This is a genomic window from Microbacterium sp. SW12 (assembly GCF_055391095.1).
Genome location: NZ_AP024335.1, coordinates 2,181,367 through 2,208,093 on the forward strand (window position 1 = coordinate 2,181,367; position 26,727 = coordinate 2,208,093).

24 protein-coding genes and 1 tRNA gene are annotated in these 26,727 nt (G+C 67.3%); 11 read left to right on the plus strand and 14 right to left on the minus strand.

From position 1 onward, the window contains the following. Positions 1–2: 2 nt before the first annotated feature. The 3 genes from MICSW_RS11045 to MICSW_RS11055 form a co-directional block, all read right to left on the minus strand. Positions 3–710 (minus strand): SGNH hydrolase domain-containing protein, encoded by a 708-nt coding sequence (locus MICSW_RS11045; protein WP_464495857.1) that lies wholly within the window; start codon positions 708–710, stop codon positions 3–5. Then, complete coding sequence (locus MICSW_RS11050) at positions 710–2,386, minus strand: acyltransferase family protein (protein WP_464495860.1); 1,677 nt, start codon at positions 2,384–2,386, stop codon at positions 710–712. The genes MICSW_RS11045 and MICSW_RS11050 overlap by 1 nt, the downstream gene beginning before the upstream one ends. 71 nt (positions 2,387–2,457) lie before the next feature. Beyond that, complete coding sequence (locus tag MICSW_RS11055; RefSeq protein WP_464495862.1) at positions 2,458–3,642, minus strand: sensor histidine kinase; 1,185 nt, start codon at positions 3,640–3,642, stop codon at positions 2,458–2,460. Positions 3,643–3,883: 241 nt separating this feature from the next. On the opposite strand from MICSW_RS11055, the gene MICSW_RS11060 reads away from it, so the two are divergent. The 3 genes from MICSW_RS11060 to MICSW_RS11070 all read left to right on the plus strand — a co-directional run bounded on the left by MICSW_RS11060 (position 3,884) and on the right by MICSW_RS11070 (position 8,150). Beyond that, the gene (locus MICSW_RS11060) at positions 3,884–5,407 is read left to right on the plus strand and encodes a SulP family inorganic anion transporter (RefSeq protein WP_464495864.1); all 1,524 of its coding nucleotides are present in this window, start codon (positions 3,884–3,886) and stop codon (positions 5,405–5,407) included. A gap of 269 nt (positions 5,408–5,676) precedes the next feature. Next, positions 5,677–6,411 (plus strand): CYTH domain-containing protein, encoded by a 735-nt coding sequence (locus tag MICSW_RS11065; protein WP_292736190.1) that lies wholly within the window; start codon positions 5,677–5,679, stop codon positions 6,409–6,411. Then, positions 6,396–8,150: a carbohydrate-binding domain-containing protein gene (locus MICSW_RS11070; protein ID WP_464495866.1), complete on the plus strand. Its 1,755-nt coding sequence runs from the start codon at positions 6,396–6,398 to the stop codon at positions 8,148–8,150. The genes MICSW_RS11065 and MICSW_RS11070 overlap by 16 nt, the downstream gene beginning before the upstream one ends. A 42-nt stretch (positions 8,151–8,192) precedes the next feature. On the opposite strand, the gene MICSW_RS11075 is transcribed toward MICSW_RS11070, so the two are convergent. The 4 genes from MICSW_RS11075 to MICSW_RS11090 all read right to left on the minus strand — a co-directional run bounded on the left by MICSW_RS11075 (position 8,193) and on the right by MICSW_RS11090 (position 11,236). Next, positions 8,193–8,927 (minus strand): amino acid ABC transporter ATP-binding protein, encoded by a 735-nt coding sequence (locus tag MICSW_RS11075; RefSeq protein WP_292799316.1) that lies wholly within the window; start codon positions 8,925–8,927, stop codon positions 8,193–8,195. Beyond that, complete coding sequence (locus MICSW_RS11080) at positions 8,924–9,796, minus strand: amino acid ABC transporter permease (protein ID WP_292730469.1); 873 nt, start codon at positions 9,794–9,796, stop codon at positions 8,924–8,926. Before MICSW_RS11080 ends, MICSW_RS11075 begins: the two co-directional genes overlap by 4 nt. Continuing rightward, positions 9,793–10,644 carry an ABC transporter substrate-binding protein gene (locus tag MICSW_RS11085; protein ID WP_292735528.1) on the minus strand — a complete coding sequence of 284 codons (852 nt, stop codon included), beginning with the start codon at positions 10,642–10,644 and terminating at the stop codon, positions 9,793–9,795. Before MICSW_RS11085 ends, MICSW_RS11080 begins: the two co-directional genes overlap by 4 nt. Positions 10,645–10,765: 121 nt before the next feature. Then, positions 10,766–11,236, minus strand: coding sequence for an Lrp/AsnC family transcriptional regulator (locus tag MICSW_RS11090; RefSeq protein WP_228176884.1), 471 nt, complete (start codon positions 11,234–11,236; stop codon positions 10,766–10,768). 177 nt (positions 11,237–11,413) lie between these two features. Here MICSW_RS11090 and ald point away from each other — a divergent pair, with 177 nt between their 5' ends. Together ald and MICSW_RS11100 are read left to right on the plus strand one after the other, a co-directional pair. Continuing rightward, a complete protein-coding gene (ald, locus tag MICSW_RS11095) occupies positions 11,414–12,499 on the plus strand; it encodes an alanine dehydrogenase (RefSeq protein ID WP_292735533.1) in 1,086 nt (361 codons plus the stop codon). 79 nt (positions 12,500–12,578) lie between these two features. After that, positions 12,579–14,687, plus strand: coding sequence for a heavy metal translocating P-type ATPase (locus MICSW_RS11100; protein ID WP_292727867.1), 2,109 nt, complete (start codon positions 12,579–12,581; stop codon positions 14,685–14,687). Between the two features lie 8 nt (positions 14,688–14,695). Here the strand turns inward: MICSW_RS11100 and MICSW_RS11105 are convergent, their stop codons facing one another. Beyond that, on the minus strand, positions 14,696–15,622 hold the full coding sequence (locus tag MICSW_RS11105) for a DUF1990 family protein (RefSeq protein WP_348681278.1): 927 nt from the start codon (positions 15,620–15,622) through the stop codon (positions 14,696–14,698). A 72-nt stretch (positions 15,623–15,694) separates the two neighbouring features. On the opposite strand from MICSW_RS11105, the gene MICSW_RS11110 reads away from it, so the two are divergent. Further along, a complete protein-coding gene (locus tag MICSW_RS11110; RefSeq protein ID WP_292727868.1) occupies positions 15,695–16,540 on the plus strand; it encodes an LLM class F420-dependent oxidoreductase in 846 nt (281 codons plus the stop codon). Here MICSW_RS11110 and MICSW_RS11115 read toward each other — a convergent pair. Further along, the gene (locus MICSW_RS11115) at positions 16,527–17,651 is read right to left on the minus strand and encodes a hypothetical protein (protein WP_292735538.1); all 1,125 of its coding nucleotides are present in this window, start codon (positions 17,649–17,651) and stop codon (positions 16,527–16,529) included. The genes MICSW_RS11110 and MICSW_RS11115 overlap by 14 nt on opposite strands. Positions 17,652–17,756: 105 nt before the next feature. Here MICSW_RS11115 and MICSW_RS11120 point away from each other — a divergent pair, with 105 nt between their 5' ends. The 3 genes from MICSW_RS11120 to MICSW_RS11130 are packed head-to-tail and all read left to right on the plus strand — an operon-like array spanning position 17,757 to position 19,286. After that, complete coding sequence (locus MICSW_RS11120) at positions 17,757–18,233, plus strand: DUF2975 domain-containing protein (RefSeq protein ID WP_464495884.1); 477 nt, start codon at positions 17,757–17,759, stop codon at positions 18,231–18,233. After that, entirely contained in the window at positions 18,233–18,463 is a 231-nt protein-coding gene (locus MICSW_RS11125) for a helix-turn-helix domain-containing protein (protein WP_292709068.1), read from the plus strand. The genes MICSW_RS11120 and MICSW_RS11125 overlap by 1 nt, the downstream gene beginning before the upstream one ends. 4 nt (positions 18,464–18,467) lie before the next feature. Then, a complete protein-coding gene (locus MICSW_RS11130; RefSeq protein ID WP_464495890.1) occupies positions 18,468–19,286 on the plus strand; it encodes a hypothetical protein in 819 nt (272 codons plus the stop codon). On the opposite strand, the gene MICSW_RS11135 is transcribed toward MICSW_RS11130, so the two are convergent. Together MICSW_RS11135 and MICSW_RS11140 are read right to left on the minus strand one after the other, a co-directional pair. Further along, positions 19,276–19,635, minus strand: a complete 360-nt coding sequence (locus tag MICSW_RS11135) for a nuclear transport factor 2 family protein (protein ID WP_292709072.1) — start codon at positions 19,633–19,635, stop codon at positions 19,276–19,278. The genes MICSW_RS11130 and MICSW_RS11135 overlap by 11 nt on opposite strands. 37 nt (positions 19,636–19,672) lie before the next feature. After that, positions 19,673–19,744: transfer RNA gene (locus tag MICSW_RS11140), tRNA-Arg, on the minus strand. A gap of 154 nt (positions 19,745–19,898) precedes the next feature. On the opposite strand from MICSW_RS11140, the gene MICSW_RS11145 reads away from it, so the two are divergent. Together MICSW_RS11145 and MICSW_RS11150 are read left to right on the plus strand one after the other, a co-directional pair. Continuing rightward, on the plus strand, positions 19,899–20,180 hold the full coding sequence (locus MICSW_RS11145; protein ID WP_195692006.1) for a Fe-S cluster assembly protein HesB: 282 nt from the start codon (positions 19,899–19,901) through the stop codon (positions 20,178–20,180). A gap of 212 nt (positions 20,181–20,392) precedes the next feature. Then, complete coding sequence (locus tag MICSW_RS11150; protein ID WP_292709076.1) at positions 20,393–20,530, plus strand: hypothetical protein; 138 nt, start codon at positions 20,393–20,395, stop codon at positions 20,528–20,530. A gap of 35 nt (positions 20,531–20,565) precedes the next feature. On the opposite strand, the gene MICSW_RS11155 is transcribed toward MICSW_RS11150, so the two are convergent. The 3 genes from MICSW_RS11155 to MICSW_RS11165 are packed head-to-tail and all read right to left on the minus strand — an operon-like array spanning position 20,566 to position 26,726. Next, the gene (locus tag MICSW_RS11155; protein WP_464495896.1) at positions 20,566–21,567 is read right to left on the minus strand and encodes an NAD(P)-dependent alcohol dehydrogenase; all 1,002 of its coding nucleotides are present in this window, start codon (positions 21,565–21,567) and stop codon (positions 20,566–20,568) included. Between the two features lie 18 nt (positions 21,568–21,585). Further along, a complete protein-coding gene (locus MICSW_RS11160) occupies positions 21,586–25,137 on the minus strand; it encodes an error-prone DNA polymerase (protein ID WP_295794933.1) in 3,552 nt (1,183 codons plus the stop codon). Beyond that, entirely contained in the window at positions 25,137–26,726 is a 1,590-nt protein-coding gene (locus tag MICSW_RS11165; RefSeq protein WP_464495900.1) for a DNA polymerase Y family protein, read from the minus strand. The genes MICSW_RS11160 and MICSW_RS11165 overlap by 1 nt, the downstream gene beginning before the upstream one ends. Between the last annotated feature and the right edge of the window lies 1 nt (position 26,727).

A 26,727-nucleotide genomic window follows, 5' to 3' on the forward strand; every position in this document is an offset into this window, starting at 1 on the left:
CGTCAGCCGTTGGCGATGAGGCCTTGGCTCTGAAGCGCCCACGTGAGATACGGCGCGATGTGCTCTGCATACGGGACCGTCAGGTGCGTCTGGTCGTACTTGGTCGGTAGCGTCCCAGCGAACGCGGGGCAGATCCCCTCCCAACAGCTGAATGGCAGCGCGTCGATGGCATGATCACCGGATGCCGCCGCGGCGGCTGCTGTCGCCTCCCACATCGCGATCCAGGTGTCGTCGACCGCGGCCGCGCACGCCGCCGGGGACGACACCTGCGAGTAGCACGCACCGAGGTTCACTCCCTGCGGCGGCGGAGCCAGGTACACGACTCGTCCGGGCATCCCGTACGTGGCAGTCTCGGCCTGCGCCGCCGTGACGAGATCCTGCGCAGACAGATCGGTTCCTTCCGTCGAGCGCCCGAGCGTGAAGGCGTTCGAGACGACGAGCAGGGATGGCTGATCAGCCGCGATCAGTGCGCGAACGAATTCCTTGCGTTGCGGGCAGGCAGCCATGATCCCGTCGCCGTCGTTCTGCACGAGGACATCGGTGAAACGGCATCCGTAGAGCCCCATCGTGGTTGCAGAGATCTGACCGCCGCTGTTCTCGGCCATCGCCCGGAACGCTGGAGCGTAGGCCATCGCCGTCGAGTCGCCGACAAGGTACAGGTGGGTCGGCGCGTCAGCGCTCCCCCACGTGCACGCCGCGGGGTCTGGCATCACCGTCGGAGAAAAGCAATCGTGCGCCGGATTCGCTCCGGATGACTGCCCCATGACCTCGTCGAGGGACGGACGCAGTTCCGGCCACGACGTCGCCGTGACTGCCGCAGCCAGCTCCGCCTGCAGCTGTGCTGTCGGGTCGGCCGCGGGGTCGGAGCCACGGGAGCACAGCGAGCGCGGGAGCCTGGATGAGAGGGCCGGCGCCGGAGGTGGCATGAATTCAGGTCGCTGCTCCCAGCGCAACGGCAAGCAGGCCGGCCGTCGCGATGGAAGATCTGCGCCCCGAATCGCTCACGCCAGACTCGACCGGGCTCCGCCTCGACCGCAACCGGGGCTGCACCATCATGCGCAGCGGACGGCGACCACGGTCCCGTGGGGGCGGCCGGACCAGTGGACGCAGCCGAAGGCACGGGAGGCACGGCTGGCGGTGTCGCCCGGCGGCTGTCGGGGAAATACCGCGTTCCCGGCGTCCATCCCGCGGGTCGAGTCGAGGTCGCAGCACGGGCTGCGGGCCCGGTGGCCACCGGTGGCGCCGCGGGTGGCGCCACCGCCTCGGATATCGAAGGATCGGGCACCCTCGGCATCCGGGCCCCCAGCCACGGGGCGTACCGCAATGGCTGTTCGACGACGAAGTACGAACCAAGGCTCAGCACGGCGATGGCCGCCAGCACGATCCAGATCATCTGATCGGACTCGGGAAGCAGTGCAGCGGCGAAGACGATGACGGGAAAGTGCCACAGATACAGCGAGTAGGACATGTCGCCGACGAACACGCTGACGGGGTTGGTGAGGGGGAAGAGGTGCCGCTGCCGCGGGTCTCCCGCCACGCCTCCCGCGATCACGAGGCAGGTTGCAGCAACGGGCAACGCGGCCCAGGGCGCGGGGAAACCCGCCGCGGTCGGCTCGATGACGAATACCGAGGCGACAGCACCAGCAAGCCCCAGCCATCCCAGCGCGATTCCGACCGGTCGCGGGATGCGGGCGAGCAGCGGAGCCGCCGCCGCGAGCACCGCCCCGGCCGCGAGCTCCCACGCCCGTGTCAGGTTCGAGAAGTAGGCGAGGGTGGGCTGGGCCTCGGTCTGCGTGAGCGCCCAGGCAAAGGATGCAGCAACGACCACTCCCGCAGCGATTCCCACGACCACTCGAGCGGCGTTGCGCTGCCGTGCGGCGGCGGGCACGAGGAGCACGAGGATGACGAGCAGACCCGGCCACGCAAGGTAGAACTGCTCCTCCACCGACAGCGACCAAAAGTTCTGCAGCGGCGAGACGGCATCGGCGGCGTGGAAATAGTCGGTGCCCTGCGCTGCGAAGCGCCAGTTCGATACGAATAGCGCCGCGCTGACGGCATCCCACAGCGTCTGGTCGGCGCGCACCGTGTTGAACAGCAAGAAGGCGGCTCCGACGACCGCGCCCAGGGTCACGAGAGCCGCGGGAAGGATGCGACGGGCACGGCGCGCGTAGAAGCCGCCCAACGAGACTCTTCCGCGGCGACGAACCTCAGAAAGCAGCATCCCCGTGATGAGAAATCCAGAGATCACAAAGAAGATGTCGACCCCGACGAATCCCCCGGTCGGCCACCCGACGGCGTGCGCGCCAAGTACCGCCAGGACGGCAAGCGCGCGCAGGCCCTGGATGTCACGGCGCGGCGCAGTGTGGGAAGGGGAATCGGGATTCATGGCGAGGCCGCCGACAATTGCATGGGAGCGCTTCCGCCGCCTCCGCCCAGCACCGAGGCCGCGGCGACCCGTCAGTGAAAGTCTGGTGGGTTCGGCAGCGCGACTCGCACCCGCGCGCCGCCCAGCGGAGAGTCCTCAATGGCAATGCGACCGCTGTGCGCCAGCACGATGCGGCGACACGTGGCAAGACCGAGCCCCAGCCCGTCGACCCCCTCGGCGTTTCCTCGCTCCATCAGATCGAACACGCGCTTTCGCAGTTCACGAGGAACTCCCGGACCGTTGTCGTCGACGGTGATGAGCGAACCAGACGCGTCTCGCGTCGCTCGTACCTCGACGTGCGGCTGGACTCCAGCAGCTGCCGCGAACTTCACCGCGTTCGCGATGGTGTTCTGGATCACGACGGCCAAGAGAGTGCGATCGGCCCAGACGTCGAGTGCGGCATCCACGGCGATCGTGGCCGACGACGCGGCGATCGGTACGCCGAGGTCCGTCAAGACCTCTGCCGTCAACTCGTCGACGCGCACCCGTTGCGGATGTGGTGCCGCCGATCCGCGCCGCGCATACTCCAGCAGATCCGCGATCATGGTGGCCATCCGGTCGGCCGCGGACTCCGCGTGCGCGAGAGACCGGGCAGCCTGTGGCGCCCGGTCGATGTCAGGACTGTCGGCCGCGAGCTCCAAAAATCCCGTCAGCGCGGTCAGCGGGTTGCGCAGATCGTGGCTGATCTGCCCCGCGAACTGAGTGAGCATCTCGTTCGTCTCGGTGAGTTCGCGCGTCTTTCGCCGGAGCTCGAGGACGTCGATCACCTGCCGTGCAAGAACATCCAGTCCGCGCCGGGTGTCGTCGTCAAGCTCCCGAAGGTCCTCGTCGAACACGCAGAGCGTCCCGATGATCGCGCCGTCAGGTGTCACGAGTGGGCTCGATGCGTAGAAACGCACCCAGGCGATGTCACCCATGACGAACGGGTTGGCGCGGAATCGCGGGTCCTGCCGGGCATCCGAGATCACGATGGGCGCCTGCTCTGTCAGAACGGCGACACACATCGAATCAGTGCGGGCGCAGACCACCGGTTCGAACCCCTCTGCCGCGATCTGGTGTTGGAAGCGATCATCGATGATGTTGATGACGGCTTTCGACACCTCGCACAGCATCGCCGCGAGGCGGACGAGGCCCTGAAGCTCAGACGCGGGTGGCGACGTGATCACGTCGTAGCTGTCGATCGCCTCCAGCCGGGCTGCCTCGTCGACTGTCGTCATCCGTCGTTCCCCTCACGCCCAATCAGGATCAGGATACGGCGTGCCCGCCCCTGCGAGGGCCGCGAGCGCCGGAGTCAAACCTCACGAACTCCGCAATCTTGCACGTTCCTCGCAGCATCCAGCCGAACGGATGCGGAGTACGGGTGATTCTGCGGAGTTAGGGACGCCCAGTCACTCCCAGGTAGGGTGGTCGCCGCCATCCCGGCGCCACACCAGGGCGCCCGATCTCCCCTGGAGTGCCGTGACCGATACCAGCCCTGCGCGCGAGAACTCTGCCCGCTACCACATCGAACCGACAGTGCTGCAGGCACTGCGAAGCCCGAGGCTGCTCACCCGAGAGGTGCTTGCGGGGCTTGTCGTTGCCATCGCGCTGATCCCGGAGGCCATAGCCTTCTCGATCATCGCGGGCGTCGATCCGCGCCTGGGCCTGTTCTCGTCGTTCGTCATGGCGGTGGCTATCGCGTTCCTCGGCGGCCGGCCCGCGATGATCACCGCTGCCACGGGCGCCATCGCGCTGGTGGTCGCGCCGGTGGCGCGCGAGTACGGCGTCGACTACCTCATCGCGACAGTGATGCTCGGGGGGCTCATCCAGATCGTGTTCGCCGCCCTCGGGGTGGCCAAGCTCATGCGCTTCATCCCGCGCAGCGTCATGGTCGGCTTCGTGAACGCGCTCGCGATCCTTATCTTCGTCTCGCAGTTTCCGCAGCTCATCGATGTGCCCTGGCTCGTCTACCCCATGGTCGCCGCGGGACTTCTCATCATGTACCTCATGCCGCTGTGGACGAAGGTCGTCCCCGCACCCCTGGTGGCGATCGTGTTGTTGACCGCCGCGGCTGTCGTCTTCGCCATGAACATCCCCACCGTCGGCGATCAGGGGGACCTTCCCGAGAGCCTGCCGACCCTGTTCATCCCGGACGTCCCTTTCAGCCTCGAGACACTCCAGATCATCGCTCCCTACGCGCTCGCGGTCGCGGTGGTCGGCCTGCTCGAGTCACTCATGACCGCGAAGCTCGTCGATGACATCACCGATACGCACTCCCGCAAGACGCGCGAAGCGTTCGGGCAGGGCGGTGCGAACATCCTGTCGGGCCTTTTCGGCGGCATGGGCGGGTGCGCGATGATCGGCCAGACGATGATCAACGTCAAGGCCTCAGGCGCTCGCACGCGCATCTCGACGTTCCTCGCCGGGGTCTTCCTGCTGATCCTGGTGCTCGTGCTCGGCGACATCGTCGCGGTCATTCCGATGGCAGCCCTCGTCGCCGTCATGATCGTCGTCTCGGTCGCGACCTTCGACTGGCACAGCATCCGCCTGTCGACCCTGCGCCGGATGCCCAAGAGCGAGACTGCCGTCATGCTCATCACGGTCATCGTGACGGTGTGGACCCACAACCTCGCGATCGGCGTGGTCGTGGGTGTGTTCGCGGCGATGGTGCTGTTCGCCCGCCGGGTCGCGCACTTCGTTCAGGTGCGCCGAGAGATGGATGCCGACGCATCAGTTCCGACGGCGCGCTACACCGTCGACGGAGAGCTCTTTTTCGCCTCGAGCAACGACCTGACCACCCAGTTCGAGTACTCCCACGATCCCGACCGTGTTGTCATCGACATGTCCAACTCGCACATCTGGGATGCCTCGACTGTCGCGGCATTGGATGCCGTCGTGACGAAGTACGAGCAGCGCGGCAAGCGCGTCATCCTTGAGGGGATGAACGAGGCGACTACCGACTTCCACGGCAGACTCTCGGGGGAACTCGGCGCCGGCCACTGAGGAGTCCCGCCGCGCCCGTTGACCACCCCGTGGACCGAACGGTCGACGAGCACTCCCAGCCAGTTCGTGGTCGGATCATGCCCAGCGCTTGATCATCCGGCAGGTGGGACACAGGGTGCGCCGACAGTCGGCATAGCCCCGATGCGTACCCATAGAGGATGGCTGATTCACCCTCGACCGCCGACCACCCTCCACGCGATGCATCCCGTGCGACACAACCGGGTGCCGTGACGCTCCCGCGGAAAAGCCGTCGGCTGCGGCGGGCAGTGATGGCGGGCGGGCTGGTCGTGGTGCTCGCGGCCGGCGGAGGGGCGTGGTGGGCCGCAGACCGATTCCTGATCGAGCACGTGGAGATCGCCGATGTCTCGGCCTACGAAGCCTCGTACGGGACACCATCGAACGCGACAGAGACGGACACAGACACCGACACTGACGCCGCTACCGACACCGAGGCGGTGATCACCGACAACTCCTACACGTCGGGCGACACGTCGATCACGATCAGCACGGTGCAAACCGGGAGTGGGTCCGACGCCGTCACGTATTACGTCGCCGATGTTGTGCTCGGTGATGCCACCGATCTGAGGTCTGCGTTCGCCAAGGATCAGTTCGGTGAGAACATCACCGAACTCACCTCGGCGATCGCTGCCGACAACTCGGCGGTGTTCGCGATCAACGGCGACTACTACGGATTCCGCGACACCGGCATCGTCATCCGTAACGGCGTCGTGTATCGCGATGAGCCGGCACGCGAGTGGATCGAACCAGACGGCGGAGGCTTCGAGCTTCCCGGCATGACGATCGTCGAAACCAAGTCCATGTCGCAGGCGAGCGAGGTCGACAGGATCCTGTGGCGCCTGGGCGCGCGGCCCGTGTCGCTGAGCAAGTATGCGACCGGCCTTGCCGCGCTTCACCCCGAACTTCCCCGCAACAAGTGGTCGCGCCTCCTGCGCGGTCCCTTCGCCGTCGGCTCACGAGAGGAGACATCATGCGCCGCCGCCTAGCCCCTCCTGTTCGCCCCCTTGTCGTGACCGGTGTGGTCCTCGCGGGATGCACCGCCGTGACGACATCGACGGCAGAGTCGACCACGGCTGATACCGCGGTCATCGAGACCACCGTGACCGTCGACTCCGACCTGGCCGCCGAAGCCGTGCTTGCCGCCAACGAGGACTACGCGACCGTCAACGATGATGAGTGGGATGCCGCATCCGCCGTCGATGTCACCCTGAGCGGTTCGTCGGAATCCAGCTCATCGGACGCTGTCGCGATCGATGGTTCCACGGTCACGATCACCGCTGCCGGCGTCTATCGACTCAGCGGGGATCTCGCGGGATCCGTGATCGTGGCCGCACCTGACGATGCGCTGGTCGTGCTGATTCTCGACGGCGCGACAATCGAGAACACATCCGGCGCAGCGATCGATGTGCAGACCGCTGACGACGTCGCGATCTACCTGGAGTCCGGGACGACCAACGCCGTCTCAGACACATCCAGCTATGCCGATGAGGCGGAAGCGAACGCCGCGATCTACGCCGCCACAGACCTCACGATTTCGGGCGACGGCACGCTCACGGTGGACGGCAACGGCAATGACGGCATCACCAGCACCGACGACCTCGTGATCCTGTCGGGAACGATCGAGGTCGACGCCATCGACGATGGCCTGCGCGGCAAGGACGCACTCGTGATCGAGGGCGGCACGGTCACCGTGACCGCGGGCGGGGATGGTCTGAAGAGCGATCAGGATGACGATGCTACGCGCGGCTACGTGCTCATCGCCGATGGGACAGTCCAGGTCACCGCTGGTGACGACGGGATTGCCGCTGCCACCGACGCCGTCGTCACCGGCGGAACCGTCACGATCGAGGCGGGCCGAGGCGCAGACGCCGCGCTGTCGGCGGACGCCGATCCGAAGGGGATCACCGCCGGCGTGGTCGTCGCCCTGGACGAGGGCACGATGAACGTCGACGCAGCCGATGACGCCGTACACAGCGACGGATCGGTCGGCATCGGTGGCGCCGATGTCACCCTGTCGACGGGTGATGACGGCATTCACGCGGAGCAGACCGTGGAGATCCGATCTGGCGAAGTGACGGTGACTGAATCTTACGAAGGGATCGAAGGAGCCGACATTGCTATCTCGGGGGGCACGGTCGACGTCACCGCGAGCGATGACGGTCTCAATGCCGCCAGCGGCAGCTCGAGCGGCGGCATGGGTGGCGGCGGGATGCAGAACTCAGGCGAGACGCTCACAATCTCGGGCGGCATCGTGACGATCGATGCCGACGGTGACGGCCTGGATTCCAACGGCACGATCGTGATCTCGGGCGGACAGACCGTCGTCTTCGGTCCGACGAACAGCGGGAACGGGGCGCTCGACTCCAACGGTGGCATCGAGGTCACCGGCGGCACGGTGCTGGCGCTGGGAAGCTCGGGCATGGCCGAGACACCCGACTCGACGTCGTCCCAGTCGTGGGTCGCGGCATCCGTCTCCGGCTCAGCCGGCACGACCGTCACGATCACCGACTCCAGCGGCACCGTGCTCGCCGAGGTGACCTCGCCCAAGCAGTTCGAAACTGTCGTGTTCAGCTCGGCGGATGTCGCAAGCGGCGCCACGTATACCTTCAGCACCGGCAGCACCACGGTCTCGGCTCAGACCGGAACCGCGCTCTCGGGCGGTATGGGCGGCGGTATGGGCGGCGGAGGAATGGGCGGTGGCGGAGGCGGTGGTCAGCGCCCCTGATAAGAGCGGCGCGTGAGGCGGGTGGCCCAACGACTACCCGCCTCACGCACGAAATCGTGCCAGAAACTCTCTCGTGCGGGCCTCGCGCGGCGCGCCGAACACCTGGGCTGGCGTGCCCTCCTCGAGCACGCGCCCCTCGTCGAGGAACAGCACGCGATGCGCGACATCGCGCGCGAAGGCCATCTCGTGTGTGGCCATCAGAATGGTGGAACCCTCCTCGGCGAGCTGACGGACGAGGCCGAGCACCTCGCCGACGAGCTCCGGATCCAGCGCCGAGGTGATCTCGTCGAGTAGCAGCACCTCGGGGTCGGTTGCGATGGCCCGGGCGAGGGCCGCGCGCTGCTGTTGGCCGCCGGAGAGCCGGTCGGGATGCTCGTCCGCGAATGCTCCGAGCCCCACCCGATCGAGTAGCACCTTCCCTCGCTCTTCGGCGTCGCGGCGCGGAATCCGTCGCACGACCCGGGAAGCGAGGGTGACGTTATCGAGCAGGTTCAGGTGCGGGAACAGGTTGTAGCTCTGGAAGACGGTACCCAGCCGTGAACGCACCCGGTCGGCATCGACTCGCGGATCCGAGATGTCATCGTCACCGAGCAGGATGCGGCCATCGTCGATGCTCTCGAGCAGATTCAGGCACCTCAGCAACGTTGACTTACCCGATCCACTCGAACCGATCACCGCGACGACCTCGTGACGCGAGAGCTCGAGCGATACGCCGCGCAAGACGGGCTGGTCGCCGAATCTCTTCCACAGGCCCTCAGCCCGCAGCACGGCGCTCACAGGACCGATCCCGCCTGCTCGCGACGCTGCAGCTTCGCCGTGTACCAGTCGGCCACCCGGATCGTCGGGATGGCGAGCAGGACGAACAGGATGCCCGCGACGACATAGGGCGTGAAGTTGTAGGTGAGGGACACCTCCGAGCGGGCGGCCGCGACGGCATCCACGGCTCCGAGAATAGAGATCAGCCCGACATCCTTCTGCATCGAGATGAAGTCGTTCATCAGCGGCGGTGTCATCTTGCGTAGCGCCTGCGGCAGCACGACATGCCGAAGCGTCTGCACGTGGCCGAGCCCGAGGGCACGGGCGGCGAGCCGCTGTGACGGATGCACGGCCTCGATACCGGCACGGATGACTTCAGCAACGTATGCCGAGTAGGTGAGGGTGACCGCGATCACCCCGAGGACAACCGGCGGGATGCGCTGATCCATGATCGTGGGGATGCCGAACCCTACCAGGTAGAGCACGATGATGAACGGGAAGCCGCGGAACAGGTCGGTGTAGCCGGCCGCGAGCACCCGCAGCGGGAAGAACACCGGTCCGCGCAGGGTGCGGAGCACCGCGACAGTCAACGCGACAACGCTCACCGTGATGACCGACAGACCCAGCACCTGCAGGTTCAGGAGGAATCCGTCCCAGATCTTCGGGAGCGCCTCGATCGCGATCCGCGGATTGAAAAAGGCCTCTTGTACCGCCGACCACCCCGGCGTCTGGATGACAGTGAGCCAGACGACCGCGCCGAACACCACGGTCGACGCGACCGCAACGAGCACAGAGCGCTGCGACCGCCGGCGCCGATAGGCGCGGCGGTCGAGCTCGAGGGCGCTGAGCGGCGGCGGGCCGTCCGCGGCAGCAGGGGCGGGAGCGGTCACTGCAGGATCGGAACGCCCTGCTCGGCATCCAGCCACTGGTCGGTGATCTGCTGGAGCGTGCCGTCGGCGCGCAGCTCGTCAATCGCTTCCGACACGGATGCCGTCAGCGGTGAGTCCTTCGCCAGCACAACGCCCCACTCATCGGCGATTCCGCCCAGGGGCAGCTGGCCGACGATGAAGGAGTTCTCGATGTACTGCGACGTGGCAAGGAACGCCGTCGGCAGGTCGATCACGAACGCGTCGATCTGCCCGGCCTTGAGGGCTGCGACGGCATCCTCGTTGGACGAGTAGAGCTGGGTCGCCGTGTCGGGCTGAACTACCGCATCGATCGTCTGCGCGCTGGTCGAGCCCGACATCGCGCCGAAGACGAGGGACTTCAGCCCATCGATGTCGGTGACACCCTCTGCCGGTCCGCCCTCGATCGCCACGACAGCCTGGGCCGCCGAGTAGTACGGGGACGAGAAATCGACTGCCTGCTTGCGCTCGTCGGTGATCGTGTACTGCTGGATGTTGAAGTCGAAATCCTTCGGACCGGGGGCGATCGCTGCCTCAAAGCTCGTGCGCACCCATTCGACGTCGTCGGCAGCGAACCCGAGCTTGTCGGCGATCGCGTACGCGAGGGCCGCCTCGAACCCTTCACCGGAGGCCGGGTCATCGTTGATGACGTACGGCTCGTAGGCGGTTTGTCCGGTCGCGATGGTGAGCTTTCCGGGCGTCACGTACCCCGCATCGGCGGAGTCGGGTTGTTCGCCGGACGTCGAGCAGCCTGCCAGGGCGAGCGCCGAGAGCGCGAGTGCGGCAGCGGCGGTGAGGATACGGGCGCGCGATGCGCCAAGGGCACGGGACACAGGGCCTCCAAGGGTGGGTCGACGCACGGATGCTGTGATGCGCCGTTCCTCCATCATCCGTCGTCGCGGCGCCCCGGGACCAATTGCGCGGCGCTTTCTTACGATGCCCCGCAATACGGGCCTAGTCGAAGTCGGCGGCGACGGCATTGCGGTGGTACTCGAAGATCAGGCTGGTGCGGGTGGACGCCACACTGTGCCGGGCGGACAGGTGGTCGACAACGAAGCGCCGCACCGCCGACGAATCCTCGACAGCGATGTGGACCAGGAAGTCGTCAGCCCCGCCGAGAAAGAAGACCTGGATCACCTCGGGGATGCGTCGCACCTCTTGCGTGAAAGCACGGATGCTCTCCTGGCGCGCACCGGGACGCAGGGTCACTCCGATGACAGCCTGGAGCCCTCGCCCGAGGGCGCCCTGGTCGAGGGCTGCGTGAAAGCCCGTGATCACGCCGCGGTCTACGAGAGCGCGAACGCGGGTGTGCGCGGTTGACGGTGCGAGGCCGATCGCATCAGCGAGCGCCGCGTTCGTCATGCGGCCATCGGCTGACAGCAGCTCGACGATGCGTTCGTCGACGGGGTCGAGGTCCTTCTCCATACCGAATATTCTTCGCCATTCGAGCACCAGCGCCAACTCTTCTTCACGACAACGCGCCCGTATGCGCAGTTCGAGGCTCGATTTCTTCGTTCTGAAACATAAAGAGCAGAAGATCGTGCGATTCTCGGTTTCGACGGCGAGCTGTATGGCCGCGCTCAAGGAAGAACGGAGAAACCCATGCGGATCGGCGTACCCACCGAGATCAAGAACAACGAGAACCGCGTCGCCATGACGCCGGCAGCAGTGGACGCCCTCGTTCGCCGAGGCCACACCGTGACGGTGCAGCGCGGCGCGGGCCTCGGTAGCGCGTTCACGGATGACGCGTATCGCGCCGCGGGCGCACAGATCGCCGACACCGCCGAAGAGACCTGGGGCGGCGCCGAGATGGTCGTCAAGGTCAAGGAGCCGATCGCCCCCGAATACGGGCTGCTGCGCGAAGACCTCACCCTTTTCACCTACCTGCACCTCGCCGCCGACCGGCCGCTGACCGACGCCCTCATGAGCGCTGGAACTACCGCGATCGCCTACGAGACCGTGCAGACCGTCGACCGCGCGCTGCCGCTGCTCGCTCCGATGAGCGAGGTAGCCGGGCGCCTGTCCATCACGGTTGGCGCGAACGCCCTCATGAGCCCCGCGGGCGGGCGAGGGATGCTGCTCGGCGGCGTGCCCGGCACACCCAAGGCCAAGGTCGTCGTGATCGGTGGCGGTGTGGCGGGCGAGCACGCAACGGCGAACGCGCTCGGCTTGGGTGCGAACGTCACCGTGATCGACATCTCGCTGCCCAAGCTCCGCGCCCTGGAGGCTCGCTTCGGCGGAGCCATCCAGACCCGCGCCTCGACCCGGTACGAGATCGCCGAGCAGCTCGCCGAAGCCGATCTCGTGATCGGGTCGGTCCTGATCCCGGGAGCTGCAGCCCCCAAGCTCGTGACCGACGAGATGGTCGCGGCAATGAAGCCCGGCTCCGTTCTCGTTGACATCGCGATCGACCAGGGTGGATGCTTCGAAGGCTCACACCCCACGACCCACGACAACCCCACCTTCCCGGTGCACCAGTCGCTGTACTACTGCGTCGCGAACATGCCCGGCGCGGCGCCTCACACCTCCACACGCGCGCTCGGCAACGCGACCCTCCCATACATCGCGACGATCGCTGACCACGGCTGGGATGCGGCATCCGAGGCTGACCCGGCACTCGCGCGTGGACTCAACGTGCGGGGTGGCGTCGTGGTAAACGAGGGAGTGCGCGCCGCCTTCGGTATGTGATCCCTCCTGGGCCGGAATACCCTCCGGGGGTATCCTCGTTGTGGTCGAGAGTACGCCGACGACCCAAGGAGTGACGGCCATGAGCGGTTCGCACGAGCACCACCACACGGCAGCGACAGGGCGCGTCGAGCACGATGAGCACGCGCAGCACGAGAGCCACGAGAACCGCGAACGCCATGGATCGCACGATGCTCACAGCGGACACACTGGCCACGGGGATCACGTCGCGCAGTTTCGTCGACTCTTCTGGATCAACCTCGTCATAGCGATTCCGGTCGTCGCCTCATCACCCATGTTCGCGATGATCCTCGGCTACGCAGTGCCGGACTGGGCGCTGGTCGTCGCGCCGGTCCTGGGTACCGTCATGTACGCCTGGGGCGGCTGGCCGTTCCTCAGCGGAGCGATCTCGGAACTGCGCTCGCGCACGCCGGGGATGATGCTCCTGATCGGACTGGCCATCACGGTCGCCTTCTTCGCCTCCTGGGGGGCGACTCTCGGCATCCTGGACCATGCCCTCGAGTTCTGGTGGGAGCTGGCGCTGCTCATCGTGATCATGCTGCTCGGCCACTGGATCGAGATGCGCTCACTTGCGCAAACCACGTCAGCACTCGACTCACTCGCCGCGCTCCTCCCCGACGAAGCAGAACGCGTGGAGGGAGACCAGATCGTCACCGTCTCCCCCGCCGATCTGCGCGTGGGTGATGTCGTCGTGGTGCGACCCGGCTCGAACGTTCCGGCAGATGGAGTGGTCATCGATGGCCATGCCGACATGGACGAGTCGATGGTCACCGGAGAGTCCCGTCCTGTCCCTCGCGGCGTCGGCGACACCGTCACCGCCGGTACCGTGGCCGTCGACTCCGGTCTTCGCATCGAGGTCACCGCGACAGGCGACGACACGGCATTGGCTGGCATCCAGCGCCTTGTTGCGGATGCGCAAAACTCGACATCCCGCGCACAGCGGCTCGCCGATCGCGCCGCGGCCCTGCTGTTCTGGTTCGCGCTCGGCTCTGCGGTCATCACCGCCGTGGTCTGGACACTCATCGGCGACGCCGACTCAGCGGTGATCAGATCGATCACCGTGCTCGTGATCGCCTGCCCACACGCGCTGGGCCTCGCGATCCCACTCGTCGTCTCGATCGCCACCGAGCGGGCCGCGCGGGCCGGCATCCTGGTGAAGGATCGGCTGGCGCTAGAGAGCATGCGTACCGTCGACACCGTGATGTTCGACAAGACCGGCACGCTCACCGAAGGCGCCCCTGCGGTGACGGCGATTGAGACCGCGAGCGCGTGGCACGACAACGACGTGCTCGCCCTCGCTGCCGCCGCCGAAAACGTGAGCGAGCACCCGCTGGCAGCGGCCATCGTGCGCGCGGCGGCCGAGCGGGGCATCCGTGTCCCCCAGGCGACCGACTTCTCGTCCTCCCCCGCCGTCGGCGTCACTGCAACGGTCGACGGACACGAGATCCGCGTCGGCGGGCCCCGGATGCTGGAGCAGCTGGGCGCCGATGAGGTCGAAGCCGCCGCATCCTGGCACGACAAGGGAGCCATCATCCTGCACGTCGCGCGCGACGGGCAGGTCATCGGCGGGCTGGCACTGTCCGATCGGGTGCGGCCGGAGTCCCGCAAGGCCGTCGATGCGCTGCACAGGCTGGGCATCACGGTCGTCATGATCACCGGGGATGCCGAGAGCGTCGCCGCATCCGTTGCCGACGACCTCGGCATCGACCGGGTGTTCGCCGGCGTGCGCCCCGAAGACAAGGCTGCGAAGGTACGTGAACTTCAGTGGGAGGGCAAGCGGGTCGCGATGGTCGGCGACGGCGTCAACGACGCTCCGGCCCTCGCACAGGCCGACGTCGGCATCGCGATCGGTGCGGGCACGGATGTCGCGATCGCCTCGGCCGGAGTGATCCTCGCGACATCCGACCCACGCTCAGTACTCTCGGTGATCGAGCTGTCGCGCCGGACGTATCGGAAGATGACGCAGAACCTGTGGTGGGCGGGCGGGTACAACCTCATCTCGGTGCCGCTGGCCGCCGGCATCCTGGCCCCGATCGGCTTCGTGCTGCCGATGTCGGTCGGTGCGATCCTGATGTCGCTGTCCACCGTCGTCGTCGCTCTCAATGCCCAGCTGCTGCGACGCATCGATCTGGACCCCGCTTCCGCGGTTCGAGCTGCGCTGCGTCGGTAGGCGCGGGCTCAGCGCAGCGCGCTCTGATACCGCCTCCGGACAATCATCTGCGCCACCCGCAGCACGGGGTACGCGAAACGCCAGACGCCGCGGCTCGCGGGCGCCGCGAGTGACCGGATGCTGAGGAAGACATCCTCACCCTCGCGGTGGACGATGAACGCCTCCTCGCCGCGAACGGGATGACCCGGCAGAGCCACATATGAGAAGCCGACCCGATCGGGTTCACGGATGACGCTGCGGACTTCGACCGGCTCTCGGATCGACAGGGGACCGATCGCTGCGGTGATCTGCAGCCGCTCCCCGGGGATCACCTCGTGCGCATCAGAGATTCGGAATCCGCTCCGCGTCTTCACGCCCCAGCGGAGCACCTCGCGGCTCGCGAACTCCCACACCGCCTCGCCTCGACCGAGGTGGGTTGCGCTCTCGACAGCGCGGTACGGCGAAGACTCGCCCGGCTCCCAGGCGGCAGCACCGGGATCGGTCGTCGGGCCCAGGCCGAGCCGGTCGAGCAGATGTGCGTTGCGCACACGGATGAGTCGCCGCAGGTAGGGTACAAGCACAGCACGTTCGGCGAGGATGCCGAAAATCGGCGAAGCGAGATCGATCGTGTCGGTCATGGTCGTCACGCCGGTGACGTCATCGAAGCGATGCTCGTGACGAAACCACCGGAACGGCCCACGCACCTGCTCATCGACGAACCGCGTTGGTCGGTCGAGCGCCGTGATCCGCGAGGTCATCGTGAACCAGATGCCGAAGTGGCGGGCTCGCCACGTGACCTCCTGACCGAGGTCGATGCGGCCCGAGACGACGCCCGAGATCGCCCGCTCGCCGGATTGCTCCATCGAGGCGACGTGAGCGTCGATGTCGAGCGAGACCTCGAAAAGCTCGTCGGCGGCCACCGCAGCGCGGGTGCGCACGACGAATCGACTGGTCACGGTTCGATCATGCCTGAGGGACGTGCCGCGCAGCCCCGGGCTGGACATCCACACGCCTGCGAGGATGGGGGAATGACGTGGACGGATCGGCTAGGTGAATTCGGGGTCTGGCGACGCAGCACCGACATCGAAGAAACGATGGCGGTGGAGATCGAGCGGCTCGGGTACGGCACGATCTGGCTCGGCGGATCTCCCGCCGCCGATCTCGTGGAAGCGGAGCGGCTGCTCGACACCACCGAGTCGATCGTGCTGGCCACCGGCATCGTGAACATCTGGATGTCGGATGCCACCGAACTCGCCGAGTCGTATCATCGCATCGTCGCGCGGCATCCCGACCGGCTCCTGCTCGGTATCGGCTCAGGTCACCGTGAACGCCAGCACGAACGCGCCCGGCCGCTGGAGGCGATGAGCAGCTATCTCGACCTGCTGGATGCCGAGGGCGTGCCTCGGGAAGACCGGCTACTCTCCGCGCTCGGGCCCCGGATGCTCGAACTCGCCCGCACCCGCAGTGCGGGGACGCATCCCTACCTCACACTGCCCGCGCAGACCGCCGAAGCCCGCGAGACGCTGGGGGACGGGGTCCTTGTCGCGCCGGAGCAAACCGTCGTACTCGATACCGACCCGGTGTCCGCACGCAAGGCCGCACGCGCGTTCCTCACGCCGTATCTCGGCCTGAACAACTACACCAACACCATGAAGCGAGGCGGGTTCAGCGATGATGACGTTCAGGGATCGGGATCCGACGACCTGGTAGATCGCATTGTGGTCCATGGAGACGCCGCGACCCTTCTCGATGGGCTCCGCGCTCATCTGGATGCCGGTGCCGACCACGTCTGCGTCCAGGGTGTACCGAGCGACTCAGCGCTCGAGGTGTATCGCGCTGTGGCACCGAACCGGGGTGCGGTCACGCGCTCCTGAGCGGGCCGGCAGCCTCGTCGCTGGCTCCAGCTGCATTCCGGCGCGGCTCACAGGGGTGCTCGCGCCTCAACCCGCGACCGTAGGCCGCGCCCAGCAGACCTGCGGCGACGAACGTGCCGGCGGAGACCCCGAGGCTTGACAGGCTGGCGAAGATCATCGCACCGATCGCGAGACCCAACATCCACCCGGTACCCGAGAGGCGGGCGAGCAGAGCGACTAGCCCGAAGACCAGTCCTGCCGCCGCCACGGCTGCGGCGGGTCCCACGGCGAGATACCAGTAGTGGAGCGAGTCGATGCCGGGCGGCGTTGACGACACAAGCGCACCCGAGGCGTACCACGTCCATCCGAGCACCCACGCGACGCTCGCCACGGCGAGAAGAGCGAGCACGAGCCGAGCCAGAACGTCTCGAACGACCAGGTGTGCGATCCCGGCGCCGACAACGGCGAACACAAAGGGACCGCAGCTCAGGATGATTCCGGGAATCAGGTAGCTGATGCCGTCCGCGCACACCCACGACCCGTTCGCCTCGACCTGAGAAACAGCAACCTCGAAGTGGATGCCGCACTGCACATGCAACTGAGCTCGGAGCAGGAATATCGAGCTCGCGCCGCCGATGGGAATGAGCATGGCTGCTCCCAGCGGCCACAAACCGATACCGCTGGGAATGTGATCGCGCCGCGCCGGCTGAGGCAAGGTCGGAGCCCGCCATTCGGCGGCAAGCGCTAGACCGAGTGCGACGATCGCCGCGACGACCCCCGCGAGCGCGGCGATCCACAGCACCCCCCGAAGAAACAGCATCCACAGCAGCGCCAGCGACACCATCGCCGTGGCGACGGATGCGGTCAGCGTCGCGGCGGCGACGCGAACGTGGGGCGACGGTGACACGTAGGTGTTCATCCCAGCCAAGACCGCCAAGCTGAGGCCGGCGGCGATCGCGGCCGTCACGACGCCAGCGACGCCGAAGGTCAGTGCAACACCCCACGGTGCCGCTGACCCCACGATCTGAACGACCATCAGGCCAAGCACCGCACCCACGACAGTGCCGACGATGAGTGCTGGCCACGTCGCGCGCGAGTACGCCGACCGCAGCCTCTCGGCATTCGTAGCCATAGCATCCCGCCTTCTCCCGCACCGAGTTACGTGGACCTCGGTCGAGCAGCTAAGCTACTATCGTTTTTCGATAGATTGCAACCGATAAACGATAGGACAACGCGGATGCGGAACGTGGTGATTGTGGCGGCCAAAGCCCTGATCGTGGTGTTGTTCGCCGCGATCGTGTTCGTGCAGGTGGCTTACGTTCCCGCCAACGCCAGGAGCTTCGCACAGGCCGCGCCCGAGTTTGCAGCCCTCGAGCTTCCCGGCATGCTCTTGGTTGACGCGCTCCTGCTGTGCGGTCAGGTCGTGCTGGTCTGCGTGTGGGCCCTTCTGTCGCTCGCTGCGGAGGACCGTATCTTCGACAACGCCGCGTTTCGGTGGGTCGACATCATCATCGGCAGTATTGTCGTCGCCGGCTTGCTGATCGTCGCCGGCCTCGTTGTGCTCGATGCAGCGAGCGCTGGTGGGCCTTTCACGGCGCTCGTTGGACTGATCTCACTCATCTGTGCCGCGGGTCTTGCCCTCGTGGTTGTCGTGATGCGCGGCCTACTTCGCCAGGCCACGCAACTGCGCCAGGACCTGTCTGAGGTCGTCTGATGGCCATCGTGATCGATCTCGACGTCCAACTCGCGAAGAAGAAGATGAGCGTTTCAGAGCTCGCTGCCGCCATCGACATCACCCCCGTCAACGTGTCGGTCCTCAAGAACGGTCGAGCCAAGGCCGTGCGCTTTTCCACACTCGATGCCATTTGCCGCGTGCTGGAGTGCCAACCCGGCGACGTCCTGCGGTGGGAACCCGACGAGGCCGGCGTCAGCGGCGGCGAGTGAGCGGGTGAGCACCACCTCGGGCGTCGCTACGCGGGCGATCAAAGCGCTCGCGATCCTTACTCTCGTCGTCGGCACAATTGTGCTGTGCGGAGCCACCGTTCTGTTCGTGATGCTGAGCGGCGACGTCGGCTACGACAAACCGGTGACAGCGGCCGGTTGGCTGGAAGAGATCGCCGAAGCCGCGTCAGCCAGGAGCTCAGCGTCAGCGATCCTCAGCATCACCCTGATCGTGGTGTGCGTCATCATCGCCATCGCCGCCTGGAGACGATCCGTTGACTGGTTGGCAGCCGGCCTGGTGTGCGGTGTGCTCCTCTCGGGCTCGCTCGTGCTCGTCGCGTGGGGAGACGACAATGTCGACAGGCTCACCGAGATGGCCGCATCCGCGATCGGCAACACTGCCGCGATCCTGCCGCCGGGAGGCACGACGCCAGCACCGGATCCCCTGACTGTCACGCAGGCGCGAGACGAGATCACGCGGATGCTTCACGCCACGATCGAGGCGAGCACGCGGCCCCTTCGGACACCGGAGGACGTCCCCGTTACAGTCCACCAAACGCCTGTCTCGGCAGTTCCCTGCGGAGAGGTCGGATCTCGACTGACCGTTGACCTGGCGTTCCGCACGGGTGACAATGCCGCCTCGCTGACCCGCATGCTGGCAGCCTGGGACAGCGCTGGGTACATGCCCGATCGCGCGATGCAGGAGGACATTCGCTACAGCACTGAGCTGCCCATCGAGCGGATGAGCATCCGTGACAGCACGTCGGTCGACGGGATGCTTCACCTCAGGCTCGAGACCGCGTGCGCCGTCGAAGCTACGCGGTGAAGCTCTTGCCGGGCCAGTAGGCCCACTCGACGAAATGCTCGACTCGCCCGTCGGGCGTGAAGTCGAGCTCCCAGAGGTCGAGGTACTCCTGCTCAGGGTCGCGATACGTGACCCGCACGCGCACGACAGCGTGAGAGCCATCAACCGTCACCGACTGGATCTCCATCTCGAACGGTTGCGGATCGTTCCAGAAATCCTCGATCGCTTCGTGCCCGACGAGCGGTTTTTCGTATGGTGACGTGAGGTAATGCGCGTCCTCGGTGAAAAGATCGCGCACCGCTGGCGCATCGCACTCACGCCAGGCTCTCTCATACTCCTTGACCCAGCGCCCGACGGCATCCGTATCCATGGCTGCCACCTTCGCACACGGCGATCGTTACGGAAAGTGCCCCTGGAGAGACTCGAACTCCCAACCGTTTCCTTAGGACGGAACTGCTCTTCCATTGAGCTACAGAGGCTGGCTGCTCCAGTCTAGGCGGCGTCGCTGACCCGACCGAGCCGATCAACGTCCCAACGTGGGAATCCCCTGGGTATGGCGCTTGTGAGGTTGCGAGCGTTGCCAACTCTCGGAATCGTGGCTGGCCCAGAGACCGCAACGGAAGGAGAGCACCCATGCTCACCATGACCGACACCGCCGCTGAGGCCGTCAAGACGATCGTCGCCCGCGTGCCACAGGCAGCTGACGGCGGTCTGCGCATCCGGGATGCTGGCGCCGAGACCGGCTTCGAGCTCAGCGTGGCACCCGCACCCGAGCCTGACGACACCGTCGTTGTGACCGAGGGCGCTCGCGTGTTCCTCGACACCGCAGCGTCGCTTGCGCTCAATGACCGCGTCCTGGACGCGCAGCTCGAGCAGGACGGCACCGTCCGCTTCGCGCTCGCCGCACAGGGCTGATCCCCCAGCGATATAGCGGCCCCCGATGACTTCGGTCGTCGGGGGCCGTTTTGGCGGGTGGCAAGCGGTCCAATCGGCGGATGCTGGCTCGCGGCGCCATCACGAGACCCTGTGTTTTCGCGGATCGCGTGCACGACCGGGCCACGCGCGGCAGGTTGGCCGCGGGGTGCGGCATCCGTGACGGGGTGACATGGAGGCGGAAGGGAGCCACCGTGTCCGTCATCATCCTTGTTCTGTTCATCGCGGCGATCATCACGAGCGTGATCGCTCTCGCGCGCTCGGTCATTCGCGACGGCCACGGACGGCGCCCCGAGGTCGGTTCCTACGACTCGCGACGCCCGACTCTGTGATCACACAGAGACCAACTTCGCGCACGACCGATGCATCACGGGTCGTCGCGGATCCGGACCACCACCTTGCCAAGCGCGCGACCGTTGCCATGATGCTCGAGCGCCTCCCGCGTGTGGGCGAGGTTGTACTCGGCGTCGATCGGCACCTGGATCTCGCCGGCGGCGCACCGGGCTGCGAGCGGCTCGAACCGCGCAGGTCCAGTCGGCACGGCAAGTGCGCCCAGCCGAGTCCCACTGACAAGACCGACAAGCGCGCCGACGGTCAGCATCCGTATCAACACACGGGTCGTGCCACCGACGACAAAGCATCGCCCGCCCGGGGCCAGCGCCCGTCGGTAGGCGAACACCGATCGGTACGCGACGAGGTCGATAACGAGGTCGTAGGGCCCGGTGCGGGTGAAGTCCTGCTCGCGGTAGTCGATGGTCTCGTCGGCGCCCATGAGCCTCATGAAGTCGAGCTTCCCGGCGTTGTCCACCCCGGTGACATGCATCCCGGCGGCTTTCGCGAGCTGAAGCAGGAACGCCCCCGACCCGCCACCTGCTCCATTGACGAGCAGGCGGGAACCCGGGCGGGCCTTGGTCATCGCCTCGACGGCGATCTCCCCAGGCTGCGGGATCGCGGCGGCCTGGGCGAAGCTCAGCTGTGCCGGTTTTCGAGCGAGGGCTGACTCCGGAGCGACGGCATACTCGGCAAAGCCTCCCTTGCGTTCGAGGATGTCACCGTAGACCTCGTCGCCGACCGCGAACCGGGAGACGCCCCGACCGATGGCGACGACCATGCCTGCAATGTCCGAACCGAGGATGCGTCGCACGGGCCTGGTGAGCCCGCCGATACGCGCGTAGAAGGGGTCGCCGCGCAGCGTCTCCCAGTCGCTCAGGTTGACGGAGGTCGCCACGAGCTGCACAAGCACCTCACCCGCGGCGGGCCGCGGCACGGGGACCTGCTCGACCCGGAGGTTCGAGGGCGGTCCGTACGCGTCATACACGACGGCACGCATGGTGGCAGGCAGCGCCTCGACGTGTTCGGGATCGCTCACGACGCCAGCTTAGGGAGATCAGTGGAAGTCTCGCGAGCGGTGCTGCACCCCGACACGCAGGTCCTCGAAGCGGTCGGCGAGCACGTTCGTCACCCCCTCGGGCGAGCGTTCCAGCATCCCCCGCACGATGAGCGCCGGAGCATCCCGCGCAACCCGCCGATAGCGGTTCCAGACCCCGACCGAGCAGATGACGTTGACGACACCGTGCTCGTCCTCGAGGTTCAGGAAGGTGATTCCGGATGCCGTCGCCGGCCGCTGCCGGTGGGTGACGAGTCCCGCGACCTCGATGCGGCGCCCGGTTTCGTGGCTGCGGATCTCCCGGGAAGTGAGCACTCCGCGTGCGTCGAGAGGCGCGCGATAGTGGGTGAGCGGGTGGTCGTCGGTCGAGATGCCGGTCGCCCACAAGTCGGCGGCGAGAATGTCGTAACTCGTCGGATCGGTGAAGAGGGGCGGCTGCACCGACACCAGCGAGTCGGGCAGGTACTCGGCGCGATCCTGAGCTGCGGCCCCTGCGAGCCACACCCCCTCGCGGCGCGAGATGCCCAGTGACTCGAACGCGCCAGCGGTCGACAGTGCCTCGAGCTGCACCTCGGTCACCCCCGTTCGGCGCACGAGATCACGCAGATCGCGGAACGGCCCGTGCGCATCCCGCTCGGCGACGATGCGCACGGCGGTCGGCTGCCCAACGCCCTTGACGCCCGCGAGCCCCAACCGCACCGCGAAGTTCCCATCGCGGCGGTGGGCTGCCGACTCATCCGGCGCATCACGATCGAACGGACCCACCGGCGGCTGGGTGCGGTGCGTGCAGGCATCCATGCCCGTGGGCGTCGGCATCCGTACGAGAGGGCATGGCGTTTCGGGAGGTTGTGATCGTTCGGGAGGTTCAATATTCCCCGCAGCATCCTCCCGAGCGTCCTGCCCCTCCCGGATGAGCGGAGGGACGGATGCCGGATCTGGCATCAACGGCTCAACCCCGGCCCACACACCGGAGGCGTGCAGATCGGGGCGACGCACTTCCACGCCGTGGCGGCGGGCATCCGAGACGAGGGTCGCCGGCGAGTAGAAGCCCATCGGCTGGGCACGCAGGAGCCCGGCCAAAAACGCGGCGGGATAGTGCAGCTTGATCCACGAACTCGCATAGACGAGCAGCCCGAACGAGAGCGAGTGGGATTCGGCGAACCCGAAGTTCGCGAATGCCTGGATCTTCGCGTAGATCGCATCGGCATCCTCGCCCACGAGACCGTTGCGCGCCATGCCTTCGTAGAGCTTCTCGCGCAGCGACTCGATCCGCTCGAGCCCGCGTTTGGAGCCCATCGCCCGGCGCAGCAGATCGGCATCCTCAGCGGTGCAGTCGCCGATCGCGACAGCCATCTGCATGAGCTGCTCCTGGAACACCGGAACCCCGAGGGTGCGCTCGAGCACCGGCTTGAGCTTCGGATGCGGGTAGGTGACCTTCTCGTCCCCGAGCTTGCGTCGCACGAACGGATGCACCGCGCCACCCTGAATCGGACCGGGGCGAATGAGAGCGATCTCGATCACGAGGTCGTAGAACCGCCGCGGCTGCAGGCGCGGGAGCAGCCCCATCTGCGCGCGCGACTCCACCTGGAACACCCCGATCGAATCGGCCCGGCACAGCATGTCGTAGACCGCCGCTTCCTCTTTCGGGAGCGTTGAGAGCTCCCATTCCTCCCCCGTCGCCTCGCGGATCATGTCGAAGCAGTACTGCAGCGCCGCCAGCATCCCGAGGCCCAGCAGATCGAATTTCACGAGACCCATCCAGGCTGCGTCATCCTTGTCCCACTGGATGACGGTGCGGTTCTCCATGCGCGCGTGCTCGATCGGCACTACCTCTCCGACCGGCCGCTCGGTGAGCACCATGCCACCCGAATGGATGCCGAGATGCCGCGGCGCCTTCAGCAGCTCGCCGGCGTACGCGATGACCTGGGCGGGGATGTCGTGTTCGGGGCTGCTCTCCAGGGAGCTCCCCCACCTTTCGACCTGCTTGGACCAGGCATCCTGCTGACCCGGCGAGAAGCCGAGGGCCTTGGCCATGTCTCGCACGGCATTCTTGGGCCGGTACTGGATGACGTTCGCGACCTGCGCGGCGCGGTCCCGTCCATAGGTCGCGTAGACCCACTGGATGATCTCTTCGCGCCGGTCGGAGTCGAAATCGACGTCGATGTCGGGCTCCTCGTCGCGCAGGCTCGACAGGAACCGCTCGAAGGGCAGGTCGTAGGCGATCGCGTCGACGGCGGTGATGTCGAGCAGGTAGCAGATGGCGCTGTTGGCCGCCGATCCCCGTCCCTGGCACAGGATGCCGCGCCGCCGGGCCTCTTGCACGATGCCGTGCACGATGAGGAAGTACCCGGGGAAGTCCTTCATCTCTATGACGCCGAGTTCCCGTTCGATGCGGTCGCGGTCTTTCGGGGCTAGATCGGGATACTTGCGGGGCACCGCCTCCCAGACGAGGTGGCGCAGCCACGTCATCGGTGTGTGGCCCTCCGGAACAGGCAGCTTCGGTAGGGCGGGCTTGGCCCGGCGCAACGGAAAGGCGAGTTCGTCGGCAAGGGTCACGGTGTTCGCCACCGCACCGGGGTACCGGGCAAACCTCTCAGCCATCTCGGCACCCGAGCGCAGGTGCGCCCCGGCGTGGGCGGGGAGCCAGCCGTCGAGCTCGTCGAGCCCCCGGTTCGCCCGGACCGCCGCCACCGCCGCGGCAAGTTGCGCGCGCTCCGGGGCCGCATAGTGCACGTTGTTGGTCGCGAGCAGCGGCAAGCCGCGGTCGGCGGCGAGCGCGGCGAGGCTGTCGTTGTCTCGCGTGTCCGACGGATTGCCGTGGTCGATGAGTTCGACGTGCACGGCGCCCGGGCCGAACAGCGCGACGAGCTCGTCGAGGGCAGCGGCTGCGGCATCCGGCCCACCATCGGCCAATGCGCGACGGACAGCGCCCTTGCGGCATCCGGTGAGCACCGCCCATTCCGACCGGCCGCGAGCGCCGGTGAGTCCGTCGAGGCGTTCCTCGCCGCGGGCGAAGGCCGCGAGCTGCTCGAGGTCATAGTGCGGGCGCCCCTTCTCGGCCCCCTGCAGCTGGGCGCGGGTGAGGGCGGAGGCGAGCCGGTGATACCCCTCCTCGCCCCGGGCGAGCACGAGCAGGTGGGCGCCCACCGGGTCGGGTTCCCCGTTCTGCGGCTTCGGCAGCTCAAGGGAGAGCTCGGCTCCGAACACGGTCTGCAGACTCAGCTGCTCGGCGGCTTCGGCGAAGCGGACGATGCCGTAGAAACCGTCGTGATCGGTGATTGCGAGCGCGTGGAGCCCGAGCCGCTCGGCCTCCTCGGCGAGATCCTCGGGTGAGGATGCCCCGTCGAGGAACGAGAACGAGGAGTGCGCGTGCAACTCGGCGTACGGCACGGTTTCGGCAGGTCGCTCGATCGGCGGTGCAACATAGGGTCCGCGCTTGTGCGACCAGGCCGGGCTGTCACCGCCGTCGCCGGGGGAAGGCTTCGGGCGGCGTCGGTCGCTGAGCAGCCGTTCCATCTCCGACCACGACACCGACGGGTTGTTGAATCCCATCAGTCGTACCGTCCCTCGGCATGCCACGCACCCTGCTCGCACACCAGCAGCCAGGCAGTCTGGTCGGCATCCACGACCTGGAAACGGTGCGCCCGCCGCGCCCGTTTCGCATCCCACGCGCGTTCGATCACCGGCCATGGCCCTGCCCAGGCAGCCACTGCCCGACGCCTGCCGGTTTCGATCATGAGCGTCGGTGTACCGGTGAGCTGCCCACGGTCATCGACCGAGACGGTGACCCCGGATGCCGACACAACCTCGACCGCGACCGGGGCGGCGAACACGGTGGCAGGGAGCGGATCGGGGAGGCTCCCGGGCCAGGGGCGAGCGCGTTCGGCGGCGAGCGTGCGGTGGTCGCGGGGCAGCCGGTCACCCCACGGCACCCACACCTGTCGCTCGGCGAGCCAGCGCCCACCACCGATGGCGGGAGTGACGACCCCACGGTGACCGAGCATCGCCTGCACTCGCGAGAGTGCGTGGTGGACCCGTTCTTCGGGACCCGAGCCGAAAATCGCCGGGGCGTGGTGGGATGCCGCATCAACCGCCTCGGGCGAGATCCGCACGAGTCCGACACCCGTAACGAGGTTGGCCGCATCTTCGGCGAGCTGCCAACGCACCCGGTCGACGATCGCTGCGGCATCGAATGATCCCGGATGCAGCCACACCCGCTCGCTGCGTTCCCTACGGTCGCCAACCAGCTCGATGCGCACCTCGGTGCAGACCAGGTCGATCGCCCCGAGACCGGCGACGAAGGCATCCGCGGTCTGGCGCACCCCGAACGCGACCTGTTCGGCAAGCTCGAGCGGCGGCTCGAAGGCGATCTCGCGCGCAAGCTCCGGCGGCGGCACACGCGGCTCGATCTGCCGGGAATCACTGCCGGCGGCGAGTGCCCGGAGTCTGACTCCTCGCTCACCCAGCCGCTCACGCACACGCTCTTCGGGCATGGCAGCAAAGGCCCCGAGGGTCTGGATGCCGAGGCGGGCGAGCAGGTCGACGATGCCGGATCCCGGGTCGGCGTCGCCGAGCGCGGCGACCGACAGCGGGGCGAGAAACGCGGATGCCGCTCCCTCCGGCACGACGCGGATGGGCTCGGCCGCCGTGGTCGCACTGCGCGCAGCTTGCTCGGCGGTGAAGGGACCGTCGGCAACCCCGATGCGAACATCGACGAGGCTGAGTTCCCGCATCCGTTCAAGCAGCACCCGCGCCGCGGCGGACTCACCACCGTAGTAGCGGGCGGGGCCACGGGCACGGATCGCGCACAGCCCGGGGCGGATGACCTGCACCCCCGGTGCCCGCTCTTCGAGCTGAGCGACGACCGGCGAGAAGGCGCGATGATCGCGTACCGGGTCAGCGGCGACGATGGCGATGGCCGGGCACCGGGCCTGCGCATCGCGCCGCCGAAGTCCTCGGCGTACCCCGTCACGCCGTGCCGCCGCCGAGCATGCGATCACGAGGTTCTTCTCGACCACGGCGATCGGGTCGGCAGGATCGAGCGGATGCGGCCCGTCTCGGGTCAGGGCGATGACCGGCCAATCCGGCATCCAGACCACGAGGCTTCGCGTCGGCGCTCGCAGGGATGAGTCGGCAGGCATG

Excerpts from the sequence above, each read along its gene's own strand:
- MICSW_RS11045 (WP_464495857.1), bottom strand. The coding sequence starts at position 710 with ATGCCAGACCCCGCGGCGTGCACGTGGGGGAGCGCTGACGCGCCGACC.
- MICSW_RS11050 (WP_464495860.1), bottom strand. The coding sequence starts at position 2,386 with ATGAATCCCGATTCCCCTTCCCACACTGCGCCGCGCCGTGACATCCAG.
- MICSW_RS11055 (WP_464495862.1), bottom strand. The coding sequence starts at position 3,642 with ATGACGACAGTCGACGAGGCAGCCCGGCTGGAGGCGATCGACAGCTAC.
- MICSW_RS11065 (WP_292736190.1), top strand. The coding sequence starts at position 5,677 with ATGGCGGGCGGGCTGGTCGTGGTGCTCGCGGCCGGCGGAGGGGCGTGG.
- MICSW_RS11070 (WP_464495866.1), top strand. The coding sequence starts at position 6,396 with ATGCGCCGCCGCCTAGCCCCTCCTGTTCGCCCCCTTGTCGTGACCGGT.
- MICSW_RS11090 (WP_228176884.1), bottom strand. The coding sequence starts at position 11,236 with ATGGAGAAGGACCTCGACCCCGTCGACGAACGCATCGTCGAGCTGCTG.
- ald (WP_292735533.1), top strand. The coding sequence starts at position 11,414 with ATGCGGATCGGCGTACCCACCGAGATCAAGAACAACGAGAACCGCGTC.
- MICSW_RS11100 (WP_292727867.1), top strand. The coding sequence starts at position 12,579 with ATGAGCGGTTCGCACGAGCACCACCACACGGCAGCGACAGGGCGCGTC.
- MICSW_RS11110 (WP_292727868.1), top strand. The coding sequence starts at position 15,695 with ATGACGTGGACGGATCGGCTAGGTGAATTCGGGGTCTGGCGACGCAGC.
- MICSW_RS11115 (WP_292735538.1), bottom strand. The coding sequence starts at position 17,651 with ATGGCTACGAATGCCGAGAGGCTGCGGTCGGCGTACTCGCGCGCGACG.
- MICSW_RS11120 (WP_464495884.1), top strand. The coding sequence starts at position 17,757 with ATGCGGAACGTGGTGATTGTGGCGGCCAAAGCCCTGATCGTGGTGTTG.
- MICSW_RS11125 (WP_292709068.1), top strand. The coding sequence starts at position 18,233 with ATGGCCATCGTGATCGATCTCGACGTCCAACTCGCGAAGAAGAAGATG.
- MICSW_RS11135 (WP_292709072.1), bottom strand. The coding sequence starts at position 19,635 with ATGGATACGGATGCCGTCGGGCGCTGGGTCAAGGAGTATGAGAGAGCC.
- MICSW_RS11145 (WP_195692006.1), top strand. The coding sequence starts at position 19,899 with ATGCTCACCATGACCGACACCGCCGCTGAGGCCGTCAAGACGATCGTC.
- MICSW_RS11160 (WP_295794933.1), bottom strand. The coding sequence starts at position 25,137 with ATGGGATTCAACAACCCGTCGGTGTCGTGGTCGGAGATGGAACGGCTG.
- MICSW_RS11165 (WP_464495900.1), bottom strand. The coding sequence starts at position 26,726 with ATGCCTGCCGACTCATCCCTGCGAGCGCCGACGCGAAGCCTCGTGGTC.